This is a genomic window from Sebaldella termitidis ATCC 33386, assembly GCF_000024405.1.
GTDB lineage: Bacteria > Fusobacteriota > Fusobacteriia > Fusobacteriales > Leptotrichiaceae > Sebaldella > Sebaldella termitidis.
The window spans coordinates 2,002,334-2,020,011 of the sequence record NC_013517.1 but is presented as its reverse complement, the minus strand read 5'-3'; the positions used below and the strand labels follow the sequence as shown (position 1 = coordinate 2,020,011).

The following is a 17,678-nucleotide window of genomic DNA, read 5'->3' as shown; positions in this document are numbered from 1 at the left end:
ATTTTTCTTCTCTCCGGATATTATTCTAACATATATAAAACTTCTCTCAAATAAAAATTTTTATTAAATATCTTTTTTATCCTGATATTCTTCCAGCGAAAAGAAAAATATAACCCCGTCATTTGTATTTTCCACTCCGTGCTTTGAATTATGAAGTACAAGAATACTTCTGGATATATAAAGCCCGAGACCTGATCTGTGCGAATTTCCTTTATTTTCCCTGTCTCTTTTAAAAAATTTCAGCCATATTTTTTCTTTTTCTTCGTCAGTTAGTTTTTGTCCGTCGTTTCTCACATAAAAAATTACTTTTTTATCTATTTTTTTCAATTCTATTTTCACATAAGTTTTGGCATGTCTCAAAGCATTGGATATAAAATTATAGATTACCTGTTCCAGTTTATTCTTATCTGCCCTTACAAAGCTTGATTCCAGTTTATGTTTTATATTTATGCCTTCTTTTACACTGATACTGAGCTTTTCTGTTATATTCAGCACCAGCTCCTTCAGATCAAATATTTCCATAGTAAGATTTACTATTTTGCTGTCAAGACTCATTGCTCTTGTAGTTTCCTCTATTAATACAGCAAGTCTGTCAGCCTCCTCAGTGATTATTTCAATATATTTCTGATCATAATCTTCTGCCAGCAGATCAGCATAACCTGAAATTACAGTAAGAGGTGTCTTAAATTCATGAGAAAGATTACCCATAAGCTCTTTTGTATTTTTTTTATCCTCTTCCAGCTGTTTGAGAGTTTTCCCCAGAGTATCCGCGAGATTATTTATATTGGAAGCAAGCTCTCCTATTTCATCCTTATTTTTTATATCCAGTTTTTCTTCAAAATTCAGTTTTGTAATTTTATTTGTTATCTTTGATATCTTTAATATCGGGCTTGTTATAATTCTCGTAAAAAGCATTGTCAAGACAGATATAAGGCATAAGCCTATTATAATCAGATATAAAAAATAACTTTTCAGCTCATCAAACAGCACTGTCACATTTTTATACGAATATACCAGAATTACAGTTTTTAGTCCGGATTTTTTTATTATTACCTCATATCTTTCCTTTTCATCGTGGGGATCTTTATGTGTAAACTGAAAACTTTCGTTAAATCCGTTATATTTCACATAAGTTTCCAGCACCATTTCAAGAAAATCCTCTTTCAGCGTATTCCTTAATGAAACTGTTTCTAATTCAGCATTCTCCAGAGTTATTAATCCGTCATAATGCTTTTTTTCTATTTCCTGATTTATTTCATAATCAATATACGTTTTCCCGTTATATAATATTCTTATCGGAATGATATAGCCCTCTCCAAAAATTTCATAACCTATTATTGTGATTTCTTTTGTCATGTTAAAGGTTATTTTTTCGTTCAGATCATCAGAAAGATTATCCAGTATTACTATATACTCTTTACCGTCTTTTTTTACTGTAATATTCTCAAATTTACTTTTTATATTATACTCAGAATTATCATCATAGGCTATAATATCAGCTTTCAGCTTTTTTTCCATATTCTTCAGATTTCCGGTTGTTATATTATCCGGTGTCAGATTATTTATCTGTGTTCTTAATTCAGTTCTTTTCCCGAATTCATAAATTTCCTGAAAAATATATTTTCCCAGCAGATATCCGATTAATATGGTAATTATAAATATTATCATATAACCAAAAAATATCTTTTTATTTATATTCATAATATCCTCTCTTCAGTGCAGTGATTTAATAATATTATCCGGTTTCAGACTTCAAATTTATATCCTATGGAAACCACTGTTTTCACATAATCTGAGTAATCTCCCAGTTTTTTTCTGATTTTTTTTATATGATTATCCACTACTCTGTCAAAAACTTCAGAATCATATCCCCATATATGGATAAGAATATCATCCCGACTTTTTATTACCCCTTTGTTTTCTATAAGATACAGCAATATTTCAAATTCTTTCGGTGCAAATTTTACTTCCCTGCTGTCTACCAGAATTCTGTAGCTGTCTTTATCTATTTCTAAACCGCCGAATTTATAGCTGTGCTGGTTTACACTTATTCTTTCGGAGATTCTTCTTATTTTGGCAAGAAGTATATCCTTTTTAAAAGGCTTTATTATAAAATCATCAGCTCCTATTTCATAAGCCAGAAGCTGACTCTCATCATCCGAAAGAGCTGTAAGTATTACTACCGGTACATTGCTTGTTTTTCTTATTTCACGGCAGGTATCAAAACCGTCCAGCTCAGGCATATATATATCCAGCAGGACTATATCGAATGTCTCTTCCTTCATCATTTCCAAAGCTATCCTGCCGTTTTCAGCTTCGCTTACTTTATAATTTTCTCTTAAAAAATATATCTTCAAGAGCTCTCTTATTTTTTTCTCATCTTCTACTATTAATAATTTTAACATTTTCTTCCTCCGAATAAATTATATACTAAAAAACAAAAGAAAGGAAGTCATTTGTCCTTCCTTTTGTCATCCCTTATACAGAGAACCGGCCATAACACCGACAATCTAAAAGCCGAAAGAATACCCGACTCCTAGTGTTATTCTCGAATAATCAAGATTATCCTTTTCTCCGTTAACTTCTATATCTGCGAATGTAGTCTGATACATAATATCTGCAAAAAAACTTTTATATTTTACTCCTCCGCCCACTGCATAATAAAATCCGTCTTTTACTTTTGTGTCATAGCTCTTTGAATTAGAATAAATCGGCGGCTGTTCCACATCATTTATTTCATATCTTGCATAGTCCTCCCACACGGCATCATCTTTTTCCAGATTAAACGAATACCCTACATTTACTTTGGCATAAGCACCCCAGCTGTCGTTTATGGGGAATTCATATTTACCTGTTACATATATTGGTATACTGTCATAATATTTTTTATCTTCAAATCCTCTTTTAGCTTCATATTCCACCCCGGGGCTTACATAATATTCAGTTTCCGTATTCTTTCCTTCTGCTTTTGGGTTAGCCTGATAACCTGTTCCTATCCCTAATTTAAAATTTGGTGCTACTTCCTTCATATATTCCACAGTAAACTCAAATCCTAAATCATCAGAATTCCCTGTATTAAATTCTCCTATTTCATTATACCAGTTTCCTGCATTAAGTCCTGCCCTGATATTTACCTCATCTGCAAAAGAGCTTATTCCGGCTAGTATCATTCCAGCTAATATTAATTTTTTCATATTTCCCTCCTGTAATTTTATTATTTAAATTTTTTGAACTTTTGTTATCAAAAAAATTATATATTTCCTACATGTTCTTTATATATCCTTTTTCTTATTTTTTTTTATAAAATGGATACATAATGGATACACCTCTGAACTATAATAAGCTGATGAGTATATTTATAATGGAGGTAAAAACATGAAAAAACTTATCATTGCCTTTATATGTACATGTGCATGTTTGACAGCGGCTTTTGCTTATTTACTGTTTTCCGATTCTATACGTGAAGAAAAAATCGAGGATCTTCTGGAAGCAAAATATGGTTATATTTCAGATAATTCAAAATATCTGGAACTGGATTTTGATGTTCATAAGGATGGAAAAGATATTTATATAAATGTAACTGTGGATGATGATTTTTATATAGCAAAGATTGATTTTAACAAAAGTATTTTTGATAATTATGTAAAGCAGATCAAAGAAACGGCACGAAGTAAATCAAAGGGTGAAAATATAATTGTTAACAGTTACTTTTAAATATTTGCACTAAAAATATAAATTTAAAAATTTTATAAGTGGATATAAAAAGAACACATGAATAAATTATAATAGTAATACTTAAACTTTATTTATATATTATAACGGAGGTAATAAAATGAAAAAAATGATTTTATGTTTACTTGTTATTGTCGGGGCTTTTGCCTTTGCAGACACATACCTTGAGGATCATATCGAAGATATGCTTGAAGCAAAATACGGCTACATTTCTGACAATTCCAAATATCTGGAGCTGGATTTTGATGTCCATGAACAAGGAAATACTATCTATGTGAAAGTAAAAGTAGATGACGATTCTTACAGAGAAAAAAGCAGTTTCAGCAGAAATGTTTTTAATAATTACGTAAAACAGATCGAGAAAACAGTCAAAAGTGAAGCTAAGGGGAAAAATGTAATAGTTAACAGTTATTTTTAAGATTTTCGGGGAGAAAATATGTTTTATATAATTGATTTATATATTTTAGAAATAATGAACAGCATACAGAATCCTTTTTTGGATATTATTATGTTATTATTCTCTTTCCTTGGAAATGACGGTCTTATATGGATTGCTGTTATTTCGGTTATGCTTCTGTTTTCAGATTCCAGAAAATACGGCGGTATCCTTATATTAGCACTTCCTACAGTTATGTTTATCGGAAATAAAATGATGAAAAACTTATTTGACAGACCAAGACCGTTTCACACTTTCCCGGATCTGAGAGTTCTGATAGAGACTTCGGGTACCCATTCGTTCCCGTCGTCCCATACATCAGCTGCCTTTGTGGTATTTGGAATTTTTTTATTTTTTAAGCTCCCTTACAGATTTTTCATATTTATTCTTTCTTTAGGAATAGCCGTCTCCAGAATATATTTAAATGTTCATTATTTCTGGGATATTATCGGCGGCATGCTTTTAGGAATGGGAACAGCTTATTTATTCTTTTTAATATACAGAAAAGCTAATTTTTTATATATCAAAAATGTAGTAACAAAGCTTGTATTTGTTTTAAAAAATCTAATTTCCGGCTAATATCTTTAAATTAAAAAACTGTCCTGTGAATAAAACTCTGTTTGCCGGGACAGTTTTTATATTACTGCTTTTATACTAATAATTCTTTGTGTTTTTTGCTTTCATAAAATTTCTTTATTTTTTCCATATTCCTTTTTGCTCGTATGTTTTTATCTGTACCTTTTCAGGATTTATAGAATTTCGGAATTCTTCTGTTGCGGCATTCTTAAACATGCCGGAAGAAGATTTTTTCATATTTTCCAAAGAATTCCAGTGCTGTATCATTATCCAGCAGTTTGTCCCCAGTGTATGAAGTAACTCTGTATCAATAAACCCTTCCTGAACCGAATGAAAATTCTTTTCCAGTCTGTTGATTATCTCCGTAAAATCACTCTCCACTATCTCTGTTTTTGATTCCAAATATACTATTTCAGTTATTATCATTTTTTTCCTCCTGTTTTTTGATTATAGTATACAGGTAAATTTTTTTTTGAAATAGTAAAAAATAGACAAAATATAAATACTATGAAATATAATAATAAAAAAAGACATAAGCCGATTTATTTTATGTCTTTTTATATAATATGAATTATTATCATTTTTTTAATATTCTCCCTCTGATAATAAATGCTTCACAGTTTCCCTGTCATTCAGAAATTTTCCCGGCGTAACTCCGCTGAACTTCCTGAATTCCTTTATAAAATGCGTCTGATCATAATATTCACCGTCATAAGCCAGTTCGGTAAGATTATTATAATTCCTGTAATACAGCATTTCTCTGCTTATTCTCTGAAATCTCGTAATACGGCTGAAAACTTTCGGGCTTACTCCTGTATATTTGAAAAATAAACGCTCCAGATATTTTATATTAACTCCGGACTTGACGCAAAAATCCTTCACACCTTTATTATTAACATAAAAGTCGCTGAATATCTTTTTTTCCCTGTTATCCAGACAGTCACAATCCATTTTTTCAAGTATAATCTTTTCCATCACCCTGATTCGCTCTTTTGCGGAAATATTATTATCTGCCATTATATCAGCAATAAAGCCGGAAAAATTTCCGAGAATATTGTCTAAATTCTCTATTTTCCCCGCGAACTCCCTCATAGGTATTTTCAGCAGAGGATATATCCCGTGAGGATAAAAAGAAATACCGAAAACCATTACTTTTCCGCTCTGCCTTATAATCTCTGTACTGCTTCTGATCCCATTAAAATGAACCCTGTCAGGAATAACGGGCTTTCCGTTTTTTTCATATGTAACAGGACTGGAATAATTAATAATTATATCGGTATTATTCACGGGAAGAAGCTTATTATCTATACTGATTTCAGAATCACTTTCCATAAACCAGTAAAACTTTATAAAATGTTTAAGTATATTGTTTTCTACATTATATCTTTTAATCAGGCTCATAAATAAACTCACTCCTTCCTGTATCATCAGATTTCCTCTTCCAGCTCACCGGCAAACTGAGAATTATAAATATTATAGTATTCTCCCTTTTTTTCAAGAAGCTCGCTGTGTGTTCCTGTTTCTGCTATCCTTCCCTCTTTCAGCACGAGTATTCTTGTTGCCTCCCGTATAGTACTCAGTCTGTGGGCAATAACAATATTTATTCTTCCTGCCATAAGATTCTTCATTGCCTGCTGTATTTTCTTTTCCGTTCTCGTATCTACATTGCTTGTAGCCTCATCCAATATAAGTACATCAGGATCTGAAAGAATAGTTCTTGCTATGGATAGAAGCTGCCTCTGTCCGGAACTCAGATTCTCGCCGTCATCTCTTAATTCTGTATCATATTCTTCCTTCAGAAGATTTATAAAATCATCAGCATTAGCCTTATGTGCCGCTTCCCTTATCTCATGATCATCTGCATCAAGCTTCCCGAATCTTATATTATCACTTACAGTTCCCATAAACAAAACTGTTTCCTGTAAAACTATTCCTATTTTTTTGCGAAGGCTGTCTAATTTTATAGTTTTGCTGTTTTTCCCGTTAATCTTTATTTCTCCGTCTTTTATATCATAAAAACGCATAATAAGATTTATTATAGTGGTCTTTCCCACGCCTGTAGGTCCTACCAGAGCCACAGTTTCACCTTTTTTCACACTAAAGGAAATATTATCCAGCACTTGTTTTCCGCTGACATAAGAAAATGAGACGTTTTCAAATTCTATACTTTCTATTTCATCTGTCAGTGCTTCTGCTCCGGATTCGTCAGTAATTTCAATTTCGGTATTTAATATTTCAAAAACCCTGCTGGAACTTGCTATAGCCACCTGAAGCTGATTCAGCTGTGATGACAGCTGATTTATCGGCTGCCCGAACTGTCTTGAATAACTTACAAAGGTACCTATCATTCCCACGCTTATAAATCCTGCCAGTGACATTAACCCGCCAAAAACCGCTATAAGCACATAGGACAGATTATTTATCATTGTCATCAAAGGCATTATCATTCCTGATAACATCTGTGCCAGCCGACCCACATCACGAAGCTTTTTATTTGTTTCAGAAAATTTTTCAAGCATACTTTCTTCACGGAGATTTGATTTTATGGTAGCCTGTGCCGTAATACTTTCTTCTATAAGACTATTCAGCTCCCCGAGACTTTTTTGCTGGACGAGAAAATAATTCTGGCTTTTTTTTGTTATTTTTCTTATTGAAATCATACTGAGCGGTACTGTTATTACAGTAACCACAGTAAGAAATATATTAAGGCTTATCATGGAAATAAGCACTCCGATGAGTGTCAGTGTCCCTGTTATTACCTGTGTTATACTCTGTGAAAGTGTATTTCCTATCTGATCTATATCATTAGTAAGACGGCTCATTAATTCTCCGGAAGTATGCGTGTCAAAAAATCTCGGCGAAAGCTTTGTCATTTTATCAAAAAGTCTGTTTCTAAGATCTTTTATTGCTGCCTGTGAAACTGCAGCTACAGTATACATCTGAAACCATGACGAAATCACTCCCACAAGATAAACCGAAGCCAGAATGGCAAGATACTTAATGAGTTCTCCGGGATTTCTCTGAACTATACCTTTATCTATTATTTTCCCTATAAATATCGGTGCCACTATTGTCGCTGCCGTACTTCCCAGAATAAACAGCACTAAGAATACAAGCTTTGTTTTATATGGTATAAGGAGAGATACTATTCTTTTTATGTTTATTTTTACTTCTTCCCTGCTTAATTTTTCTGCTGGAAGCACCATATTTCTCGACCTTCTTCCGAAACCCGGTCCGGCAGGCCCGGCTCCCGATGATGGTCTGGAATTATTATTGTCACTCATTATTCTCTCCCTTCCCTGTCTCTATCTGTGAATCATATATCTCTCTGTAGACAGTATTACTGTGAAGAAGCTCGTCATGAGTCCCTATTCCGGCTATTTTTCCCTTTTCCAGTACGATTATCTTATCCAGTTCCCGTACAGAACTTATTCTCTGCGCTACTATTATTTTCGTACATTTAAAATCAAGATGGTTCAGCTCATTCTGTAATCTGGCCTCTGTTTTCATGTCCAGTGCAGAGGATGAATCATCCAGAAGAAGAACAGAGGGCTTTTTTATCAAAGCTCTCGCTATATATATTCTCTGCTTCTGTCCCCCGGAAAGACCCGCACCTTTCTGTCCTATCCGTGTCTGATATTTTTCGGGCATTTTCTCTATAAATTCTTCTGCCTGTGCTGCTCCTGCAGCTTTTTTTATGTCCTCGAAATTTGCTTTTTCATTTCCGAATCTGATATTCTCCTCTATGGTTCCGGCAAGAAGCGTATCCTGCTGTCTTACCAGACCTATGCTCCCTCTCAGCCTTTCCAGCGGAATTTCCCTTATATCAGTACCGTCAAATTTTATGCTGCCCTTACTGACATCATAATAACGCATCAAAAGACTTATTACAGTGGTTTTACCAGAGCCGGTACTCCCTATTATTCCTACACTTTCCCCGCTTTTTATATAAAAGTTTATATCCTTCAGAGATTCTTTATCATCCTTTTTATAGCTGAAATATACCTTCTCAAACTCTATTCCATTCTGAAGTTCTGTATATTCCGAGCTTTTATCGGTACTGTTTATACTTTCTTCCCTTGTCAGTATCTCATTAAGACGTGTTCCTGATACTTTTGCCCTTGAAGTCATCATCAGTAAAAAAGCCACAAGAAGAAGCGAAAATAATATCTGAAAAGAATAAGTAATAAAGGCTATAATATCTCCCACCTGTATACTTCCTTTGTATACTCCGTTTCCGCCTATCCAGAGTATCATAATAATGGCAGTATTTATAAGGAACATCATTACAGGCATTACCAGACCTGTTCGTCTGTTTGCCTTTACGGAAATATCCATGTATTCCTTATTTGCTCCCTGAAATTTTTCATTTTCATAGTCTTCCCTTACAAAAGCCCTGATTACTCTTGCTCCTATCAGACTTTCCCTGAGTATTCCGTTCAGCTTATCAAGTCTGAGCTGTATCTGGCTGAACATGGGTATGCTTTTTATTATAATAACTGCCAGTGCAATTACAAGTATGGGGAAGATAACCACAAAAACCATAGTAAGTTCTTTATTTATTGTTACAGCAAAAAATATACTCCCTAAAAATAATATCGGAGCTCTTACTACAAGCCTCAAAAATGTCTGGATAATAGTCTGCAGTGTATTTATGTCCGAGGTAAGCCTTGTAATAAGCGACGGAGTAGTAAAATGATCGATATTTCCCGCAGAAAATCCCATTATCTTTTTATAGGCCGCTTCTTTTACATCAGCACAAAACCACTGTGAAACCTTACTTGCAAACCATGTACTCAATATTCCCCCTGCTGAGCTTATTACTGTTATGAGTATCATAATAAGACCCATCTGAATAATTTTATTCATATTTTTTTCCGGCAGATATATATTTACGATTTTTGACATCAGCTTTGGCATCGTTACCTCTGCTATTACCTCAAGAAAGACCAGAGATACTGCCAGTAAAATCTCTTTTTTATAAGGCTTTATGTATTTTAGCAATTCTTTCATAGTTTTCCTTTCTCTACACACAATTTCCCCGTTTTTTATCTGATATTTCATTTCTCTTTTAGTCAGACAATCAAAGCATTACACCAAGCTCACGGCTTTTTATATTCTTTCAGAAGTAAAAAAGAGCCGCAGATTACCGTAGCTTTTTTATTAAGGCTTACTGCTTTTTTTAATGCAGATTCCGGAGTATTTTCTGCATACGAATGTTTAAAATACTTCTTACCTTTATTGTACATCTCGTCACAGCTCTGACCGCGGTTATTGTTTATTCCGGTAAAAACAGCATAATCCGAAGCTTTTGCCAGTTCCTCTAGAATAGACTCATTATCCTTATCTCTTAAAATAGAAATAATATATACTAGCTCTTTGTTGGGAAAAACTTCTCTCAGGCTCTCAGAAAGCACAGCTGCTGAATCCTTATTATGTGCCCCGTCGAGTATTATGAAAGGATTTTCCGCTGCTATCTGAAATCTTCCGTTCCAGACAGTTTCAGAGCATGCTCTTTTAATTACTTCATCATCTATTCCCAGATATTTCAAAGCTTCATATGCCAGTAAAAAATTTTTACCCTGAAATTTTCCGAATAACGACAGTCTGAATTCCTTATTGTTTATTTTTACCAAAGTATTTAATTTTTCTTTATCCAGTTTTGTGCTGTTTTCATTAAACTCATATTTTTTCAGAACATTTATATAGTTTTCTGTTTTTGCTTTTATTTCCTCAAGCAGCTCGGGATTGTCATCTGCAAAAAAAACAGGGATATCCTTTTTTATAATTCCTGCTTTCTCATGTGCTATTTCTCTTAAAGTATTTCCTAAAAATTCCATATGGTCAAATGAAACATTCGTAATAAGCGAGATAACGGGAGTCACTGTATTTGTAGCGTCTGTTCTCCCGCCGAGTCCTGTTTCCAGTACTAGATAGTCTATATTTTTATCTTTCATATAAAGAAACATCATTGCCGTTGTTATCTCAAAGTATGTCAGCTTAATATCCGAGAGCTCCAAAGCCTTATTTACCTTTTCATAATAAAGCTCCACATCTCCGTCACTTATTTCTTCCCGGTTTATTGTTATTCTCTCGTTAAAACGGTATATTTCAGGCGAGGTGTACTTTCCTGTCTTATAACCTGCCTCTATCAGTCCAGCTTCCAAAAATGCCGCTGCCGACCCCTTTCCATTTGTTCCTGCTATATGAATTATCTTATAATTCCTTTCGGGATTTCCGAGAATCTTCAGAGACTTTTCCATAGTCTCAAGTCCGAGTTTTATTTTGTTTTTATCTATAGAATCCAGCTTTTTATTTTTATCCAATGTTCTGCTTCCTTAATATGGCATCCGCTACCATTGCACATCTCTTATTTTCAAGAACATCATGAACTCTCACTATATCCGCTCCCTTTTGTATCCCTATTACTGTAGTGGCAAGTGTCCCTTCCATTCTTTCTTTCGGGGGAAGATCCAGTATTTTCCCAAGTGTTGATTTTCTTGAAGTTCCCAGAAGAACTCTTCCAAGTACAGTTAATTCTTCAAGCCTTCCAAGTACCTCTATGTTCTGCTCATAAACCTTTCCAAAGCCTATTCCCGGATCGAGTATTATATTTTCTTTAGGAATACCTGCATTTTCTGCTATCTCAAAAGTTTTGTCAAAGAAAAGCTTCAGCTCCTCCATTATGTCCCTGCTGTATTCATGCCCGTCGTTATTATGCATTGCTATTACTGGTACATTATATTTTGCTGCTGTTTCCGCCATTTTAGGATCCTTCTGCAATCCCCAGATATCATTTATTATATCTGCCCCTGCAAGAATTGCTCCTTCTGCTGTTGCTGCCTTGTATGTATCTATTGATATTGGTATGTCTGTTATTTTTGACAGCTCTTTTATAACGGGAACCACTCTTTTCAGCTCCTCTTCCGCACTGACAAATTTACTTCCCGGTCTTGTAGATTCTCCGCCTATGTCTATAATATCAGCACCGTCTTTTATCATCAGCAGTGCATGCTCTACCGCCCTTTGAATATTAAAATTATCTCCGCCGTCAGAGAATGAATCGGGAGTAATATTCAGAATCCCCATTATTAATGTTCTTTTTCCTAATTCCAGTTCTTTTTCCCTGAATTTTAATACCATAAATCTGCTCCTTAATATTACCATAAATCTTTTTATATTCTACCATATCTTGTATTTTTATAAAACTATGTTTCCAAAATATTTTTAATGACAAATTTTTTTGAAAATAATAAAAATATTTCTGTTTCTATATTTAATTTACAAAAAAAATCTGAATTTTTATCCAGATTTTAAAATAATTTATTCAAGTGATGTAACAATAATATTAAACATAGAGCTTAAATTAGGTTCTTCTTCAAGCTTTCCAAACAGTAGTCCCTGTTCCATAGCTTCCTCGGAAGTACTGTCGCCGAAAATATAAAGCTCAGGATCATTTTCCCCGAAATCTTTCACTTTTACGGCAAATTCATCTACGCTTACCGCTTCTCTTCCAAATACCAGATAATCATCTGTTTCATTCTCCACATCTTCAAAATCTTCCTGTATCTCTTCCGCAGACATAATATAGATGTCTTCCAGAGGATCAATATGACAGCCGTAGCCCTGCTTTCGTATATCTGCAAACCATCCTATTTTCAAATAATATTCTTCCAGCAGTCTCGGCATTCCTCCAAGCTTATTTTTAACTTTATCAATTTCCTCCTGTGAATATGGTGAAAATTTTATTGCTTTTTCCATAAGAAAATCTTTTAATTCATCAACTGACATTGCTTTAAATTCCATTTCCATTCCAAACTCCTTTAAATTAATATTTTATATTATAACAATTTTTTTCTCATATTCCAAATACTGCTTTTATAATAATTCTATATGAAAAAGAGAGACGGTATTCAAAGTCTCCATTAGAATATCAGCTCTCTGTTTTTTATATATTTTTCTCAAGTTCATTCTTTAATTCTCTGATCCTTTTACGGCTGAGCGGATGAACTACATTAGGTGCTATTTCCGCAAAAGGCTCCAGCACAAACATTCTCTCACTCATCCACGGATGAGGAATCGTAAGATTCTCCTCATCTATTACCTCATCATCAAATATCAATATATCCAGATCAATCAGACGAGGTCCCCACTTTATTTCCCTGACTCTTCCCAGCTTTTGTTCCACAGCAAGAAGCTCTTTCAGAAGCTCCTCAGGCATAAGAAGAGTTTCCAGCTCTGCTGCGGCATTCAAAAAATCATCCTGTTCAGTATAGCCGAAAGGCTTTGTTATCAAAAATCCTGATACTTTCTTAATTTGTGTTCCTGAAATCTTCTTTATTTCTTCCAGTGCCATGTTAAGGTTCTTTTCCTTATCACCTATATTTGATCCTAAAGAAATATATGCTTTATGTCTTTTTCTGACTATTTCTACAGCTACATGATCTATGGCTTTTCTTATAGGTGCCCAGGGTTTTTTTATTTTTACTTTTAATTCAGAAATTCTGCTGTATTTTTCCAGTAAAAACTCTGCTATTTCTTCTGCACACTTCTCTATAAGGTTATACTTGGCTGTCAGAAATATTTTTTCTATATCGTCACATACCTCTGCATAGCTGATTGTCTTAGTCAGATCATCATTTTTTCCGGCTTCCCTGAAGTCAGTCTGTATCTCAAGAGATATAAAGAACCTTTGTCCCAGCTCTTTTTCTTCTTTTAATACTCCGTGATATGCTATTATTTCCAGATCCTTTATATATATTCTATCTTTTACAGCCAATTTTTTCCTCCTAAATACTTAATAATGCCAAAATCTCATTCTTCTTTGATTCTTCTTTTTCAAAAATACCTCTTACTGCACTTGTGACTATTTCCGAATTAGTTTTTCTGCTTCCTTTCATCTCTATGCACAAATGTCTTGCCTTTACTATTACCATTACTCCCTGACATTTTGTCATATCAATAACTGCGTCACATATTTCATTTGTGAGCCGTTCCTGAATCTGCAGCCTTCTGGAATATATTTCCGTTATTTTGATAATATCGCCAAAGCCGAGAACCTTTCCGTCAGGTATATATGCCACATGTATCTGACCAAAAAACGGAAGCAGATCATGCTCGCACATTGAGTAAAAATCTATATTTTTTTCTATTACTATATTATTTTTCTCCACAGTAAAAACTTTTTTTATGATATCCTCAGGCTTCTTGCCAACACCGGAAAAAATTTCCCCGTATACTACCGGTATTCTCTTAGGTGTATCCTTAAGACCTTCTCTGTCTGCATCCTCGCCTATTGCCTCAAGCATTTCATATGTCAGCTTTTCCAGATTTTTTTTATCCATAAATTCTCCGATAATTAAAATGTATTATTTACCAAGTCATTATATAATGCTTCCTCTACATCATATGCCGAATCATTTGACTCCAGATACTGATATAAAAGAACCTGACCGTTTTTCTCATAGCCTGTCAGTCTGTAATTTTCTATTTTCTTATCTTTCGTATTATTTACTTTCATAGTATATTCTCTCACTATCATTCCGCCTGACTGTCTCTCGGAAATTTTTGTAACTCCTTCTGTGCTTTCCAGCTGGCTCAGCTTTGATGCTACATTTGTACCGTCTATCAAAGTCATTGTAAACGAAAATTTTATATTGGATTTTTTATCTACAAGCTGCATAGGCTTTTCAGTTCCTGATGATTTCACTGTCTGAAATTCCAAATCTTTATAGCTGTATACACTAAAATTCCCAAAAGTCAGTGTTTCTTTTTTTCTTTCCAGTATTTCCGAAACTTTTTTCTCATATTTGGACATTCCTACTTTTTCTATTTCTTTATCTCTGTTGCTTCCGTTTATTATATTAATGATTCCGCCGATTAATTTGAACGGAAGTTTTACTACTTCTACAGCAGCTCCGGCCACAGTTCCTACAGCAGTACTTACAAGGCATGAATTCAGAAGCAGAACCACACTTAATGCCAAAATAATATTTCTATACTTTTTCATTGTTCCTCCTAAAATTTTTGGAATATTTACTTACATATTTTATTCTACTATAAGCCTGTATAAAAAACAATGGTTAATTAAATATTTTATACTTCTTTTATTTCAGACTATAATTTTTTTGATATCCTTCTTTTTATAAAACGTATATCTTCTATTATTTTTGCCTGCTGTATCAGTTTTGATTTTTCACTGGAATTTTGTACATCTGAACAGCGAATTCAAAAAGCTTATTAATTTCTCCTATCTCTTCAAACAAAGGATCCAATGTATCAGTAATATTATCCAGAAATATATCAATGTGAAACCTTAAGCTGCTGCCGAACTGTCTTCCATAAGCAGTATCAGGCGGCAGTGCAAACGGTCTTACCTGTATTTTTTTCCCGCTTCTTGCCTGATCCCTAAAAAACCATGCGATAAATTCTAAAGAATCAAGGCCAGTTTCAGATTTTTCAATGAAAAATTCAAACTGACATAATATTTCATTTTCCAGACCGCCGTTAGTTCTGGCTAATGCTGCATGCGGCATATGAGCATAGCCATAAAGACCGAGTGTTTCATTAGTTATTCCGCCCAGACTCTCTACACCACTTTCTATAGATTTTACTCCCTTTAGTTTTAAAATATTATTCTGAAACATTCGTATCACTTCTGGATATCCATTTTCCATATATAACCTCCAAAATTTCTCTTTTTTATAAAATAACCCGGGAAAATTATTAAATTCCCAGGTTACATTTTACTATCAAAAATTATACTCGTCTGCCTTGCTGCTCTGGCTGTTTAATATTTCCCCTTCAAAATTCTCATTGCATTAAACACTGCAAGAAGTGCAGTACCTACATCGGCAAAAACTGCTTCCCACATATTGGCAAGACCGAATATTCCTAAAACTATGAATATTCCCTTTATCAAAAGTATAAATATTATATTTTCTATTAGTATTCTTCTCGTTTTCTTGGATATTTTTATTAAATCGGATATTTTAGAAATTTTATCATCTATAAGCACTACATCTGCTGTTTCTATCGCCGCGTCAGAACCGAGTCCTCCCATGGCTATACCTACATCTGCCCTTGCCAGTACAGGAGCGTCATTTATTCCGTCACCTACAAATGCCAGTTTCTTACCGGCTCCTGCCTTTCTCATCTCTTCTTCCAGTTTTTCTACCTTTCCCTCTGGGAGAAGATTGGCATAATAAGAATCTATTCCTACAGTTTTTGCTACATTTTCTGCAACTATCTCATTATCGCCTGTAAGCATTACGAGTTTTTCTATTCCTGCATCATGCAGCTTTTTTACAGCATCTTTGGAATCTTCTTTTATCATGTCTTTTATTAATAAATTTCCGGCATATTTTCCATCTATACTCATATACACTACTGTACCATAGTCCTGTTTTTCGGTAAACTCTATATCATGAGACTTCATAAGCTTTGAATTGCCCAGCAATATCTTTTTTCCGTCTATTTCTGCTCTTATTCCGTTTCCGCTTATTTCTTCATAATTTGTTATTCTGTTTAAGTCCGGTTTATTATTATAATAAGCTGTTATTGATTTTGCTATAGGGTGATTTGACTGTGCCTCACCAAGTGCAGCATATTCCAAAAACGTTTCTCTGTTCATACCCTCTGCTGTATCCACATCCGCTACTTCAAAAACACCTTTTGTAATAGTTCCTGTTTTATCAAGCATTATTATTTTCATGTCATTAATTACATCAAAGAATGTAGAGCCTTTTACCAGAATCCCGTTTTTGGCAGCTCTCCCTATACCTGCAAAATATCCCAAAGGTATGCTTAATACCAATGCACACGGACACGATATAACAAGAAGCACGATTGCCCTGTACAGCCACTCAGAAAATAACTGTCCAAAGAATAACGGCGGTATTGCTGCTACTAAAACTGCCAGTATTACTACTGCCGGAGTATAATATCTTGCGAATTTTGTAATAAATTTTTCTGTCTCCGCCTTTTTATGTGAAGCATTTTCTACCATTTCCAGAATTTTAAATACAGAAGACTCGCTGAACAGCTTTGTTACTTTTATTTTTATAAGCCCTGAAGTATTTATCATTCCTGCCATTACATTATCTCCTGCAGCATACGTTCTTGGTACTGATTCCCCTGTAAGTGCCGAGGTGTCAAGCTGTGTTTTCCCTTCTGTTATTTCCCCGTCCAAAGGTATTTTTTCCCCTGGCTTTACTACTATAATATTATTAAGTTCTACTGTTTCCGGATTTACTGTTTTTTAATCCGTCGGCAGTTTCAAGATTAGCGTATTCCGGTTTTAATTCCAGCAGTGATTTTATTGATTTTCTCGAATTATTTACTGATATTTCCTGCAGTAATTCACCCACACTGTAAAAAATCATTACTCCCGCTGCTTCTGAAAACTGATTTATAAAAAATGCAGCAAGCGTGGCAAAACTCATAAGAAAGAATTCATCAAAGGGATTGCCCTTCAAAAGATTTTTTATTGCTTTCAGTATTACCGAATATCCTACTATTACATAAGAAAAAACAAATAATATATTCGATATCATCATATTGTCTTTTGTTATAAAACCGGCTATCATCAAAACAATTGCAGCTGCTATTTTAATTTTCTCTTTTTTCAGCTCATCCCCGCCGCTTTCACCATGTTCATGGTCATGATCATGACTATGTCCGTCTTCGCTGCAGCAATTCGCACTGTTTTGCTTTTTCGGCAGAATTCCTTTTACTGCTTCTATCAGTTCCACACCCGGTTCTATTTTATTCACTATTGACAAATCATTTTCAAGATCTGTGCTGTCTATCAGCATAGTTAAAGTTCCAAAGTCTACACTGACTGACTTTACCGTAGATGACTTTTTTATCTCTCTTTCCAGCTTGGCAGCACAGTTAGCACAATCTAAATTTTTCAATATATACTTCTTCATTA

General features: G+C 34.1%; 19 protein-coding genes. 3 read left to right on the top strand and 16 right to left on the bottom strand.

The genetic code is table 11. The features are described 5' to 3' along the window. Positions 1-63: 63 nt before the first annotated feature. The 3 genes from STERM_RS09300 to STERM_RS21240 form a co-directional block, all read right to left on the bottom strand. Positions 64-1,701, bottom strand: coding sequence for a HAMP domain-containing sensor histidine kinase (locus tag STERM_RS09300; RefSeq protein ID WP_012861344.1), 1,638 nt, complete (start codon positions 1,699-1,701; stop codon positions 64-66). Positions 1,702-1,745: 44 nt separating this feature from the next. Next, a complete protein-coding gene (locus STERM_RS09295; protein ID WP_012861343.1) occupies positions 1,746-2,405 on the bottom strand; it encodes a response regulator transcription factor in 660 nt (219 codons plus the stop codon). 105 nt (positions 2,406-2,510) lie between these two features. Continuing rightward, positions 2,511-3,194 (bottom strand): outer membrane beta-barrel protein, encoded by a 684-nt coding sequence (locus STERM_RS21240; protein WP_012861342.1) that lies wholly within the window; start codon positions 3,192-3,194, stop codon positions 2,511-2,513. A 181-nt stretch (positions 3,195-3,375) separates the two neighbouring features. Here STERM_RS21240 and STERM_RS09285 point away from each other — a divergent pair, with 181 nt between their 5' ends. The 3 genes from STERM_RS09285 to STERM_RS09275 all read left to right on the top strand — a co-directional run bounded on the left by STERM_RS09285 (position 3,376) and on the right by STERM_RS09275 (position 4,747). Further along, positions 3,376-3,714, top strand: a complete 339-nt coding sequence (locus tag STERM_RS09285) for a hypothetical protein (protein WP_012861341.1) — start codon at positions 3,376-3,378, stop codon at positions 3,712-3,714. Between the two features lie 118 nt (positions 3,715-3,832). Then, a complete protein-coding gene (locus STERM_RS09280; protein WP_012861340.1) occupies positions 3,833-4,150 on the top strand; it encodes a hypothetical protein in 318 nt (105 codons plus the stop codon). Positions 4,151-4,168: 18 nt separating this feature from the next. Then, on the top strand, positions 4,169-4,747 hold the full coding sequence (locus STERM_RS09275) for a phosphatase PAP2 family protein (protein WP_012861339.1): 579 nt from the start codon (positions 4,169-4,171) through the stop codon (positions 4,745-4,747). Positions 4,748-4,861: 114 nt separating this feature from the next. On the opposite strand, the gene STERM_RS09270 is transcribed toward STERM_RS09275, so the two are convergent. The 13 genes from STERM_RS09270 to STERM_RS22505 form a co-directional block, all read right to left on the bottom strand. Then, on the bottom strand, positions 4,862-5,170 hold the full coding sequence (locus STERM_RS09270) for a hypothetical protein (protein ID WP_012861338.1): 309 nt from the start codon (positions 5,168-5,170) through the stop codon (positions 4,862-4,864). Positions 5,171-5,329: 159 nt separating this feature from the next. Beyond that, the gene (locus STERM_RS09265; protein WP_169305399.1) at positions 5,330-6,145 is read right to left on the bottom strand and encodes a helix-turn-helix domain-containing protein; all 816 of its coding nucleotides are present in this window, start codon (positions 6,143-6,145) and stop codon (positions 5,330-5,332) included. A gap of 26 nt (positions 6,146-6,171) precedes the next feature. Continuing rightward, the gene (locus STERM_RS09260) at positions 6,172-8,028 is read right to left on the bottom strand and encodes an ABC transporter ATP-binding protein (RefSeq protein WP_012861336.1); all 1,857 of its coding nucleotides are present in this window, start codon (positions 8,026-8,028) and stop codon (positions 6,172-6,174) included. Further along, the gene (locus tag STERM_RS09255) at positions 8,021-9,808 is read right to left on the bottom strand and encodes an ABC transporter ATP-binding protein (RefSeq protein WP_049768978.1); all 1,788 of its coding nucleotides are present in this window, start codon (positions 9,806-9,808) and stop codon (positions 8,021-8,023) included. The genes STERM_RS09260 and STERM_RS09255 overlap by 8 nt, the downstream gene beginning before the upstream one ends. Positions 9,809-9,846: 38 nt before the next feature. Beyond that, positions 9,847-11,070: a bifunctional folylpolyglutamate synthase/dihydrofolate synthase gene (locus tag STERM_RS09250; RefSeq protein WP_012861334.1), complete on the bottom strand. Its 1,224-nt coding sequence runs from the start codon at positions 11,068-11,070 to the stop codon at positions 9,847-9,849. Then, positions 11,063-11,887 (bottom strand): dihydropteroate synthase, encoded by an 825-nt coding sequence (gene folP / locus STERM_RS09245; RefSeq protein WP_012861333.1) that lies wholly within the window; start codon positions 11,885-11,887, stop codon positions 11,063-11,065. The genes STERM_RS09250 and folP overlap by 8 nt, the downstream gene beginning before the upstream one ends. A 180-nt stretch (positions 11,888-12,067) precedes the next feature. Next, positions 12,068-12,556 (bottom strand): hypothetical protein, encoded by a 489-nt coding sequence (locus STERM_RS09240; protein WP_012861332.1) that lies wholly within the window; start codon positions 12,554-12,556, stop codon positions 12,068-12,070. 136 nt (positions 12,557-12,692) lie between these two features. Continuing rightward, the gene (gene folK / locus STERM_RS09235; protein WP_012861331.1) at positions 12,693-13,523 is read right to left on the bottom strand and encodes a 2-amino-4-hydroxy-6-hydroxymethyldihydropteridine diphosphokinase; all 831 of its coding nucleotides are present in this window, start codon (positions 13,521-13,523) and stop codon (positions 12,693-12,695) included. A gap of 10 nt (positions 13,524-13,533) precedes the next feature. Next, positions 13,534-14,088, bottom strand: a complete 555-nt coding sequence (gene folE / locus STERM_RS09230; RefSeq protein ID WP_012861330.1) for a GTP cyclohydrolase I FolE — start codon at positions 14,086-14,088, stop codon at positions 13,534-13,536. A gap of 14 nt (positions 14,089-14,102) precedes the next feature. After that, the gene (locus tag STERM_RS09225; protein WP_012861329.1) at positions 14,103-14,753 is read right to left on the bottom strand and encodes a hypothetical protein; all 651 of its coding nucleotides are present in this window, start codon (positions 14,751-14,753) and stop codon (positions 14,103-14,105) included. A gap of 172 nt (positions 14,754-14,925) precedes the next feature. Next, a complete protein-coding gene (locus tag STERM_RS09220) occupies positions 14,926-15,420 on the bottom strand; it encodes a hypothetical protein (RefSeq protein WP_012861328.1) in 495 nt (164 codons plus the stop codon). 113 nt (positions 15,421-15,533) lie between these two features. Further along, a complete protein-coding gene (locus STERM_RS09215; RefSeq protein ID WP_244407272.1) occupies positions 15,534-16,940 on the bottom strand; it encodes a heavy metal translocating P-type ATPase in 1,407 nt (468 codons plus the stop codon). A 31-nt stretch (positions 16,941-16,971) separates the two neighbouring features. Beyond that, positions 16,972-17,676, bottom strand: a complete 705-nt coding sequence (locus STERM_RS22505; RefSeq protein ID WP_244407249.1) for a heavy-metal-associated domain-containing protein — start codon at positions 17,674-17,676, stop codon at positions 16,972-16,974. Positions 17,677-17,678: the final 2 nt, after the last annotated feature.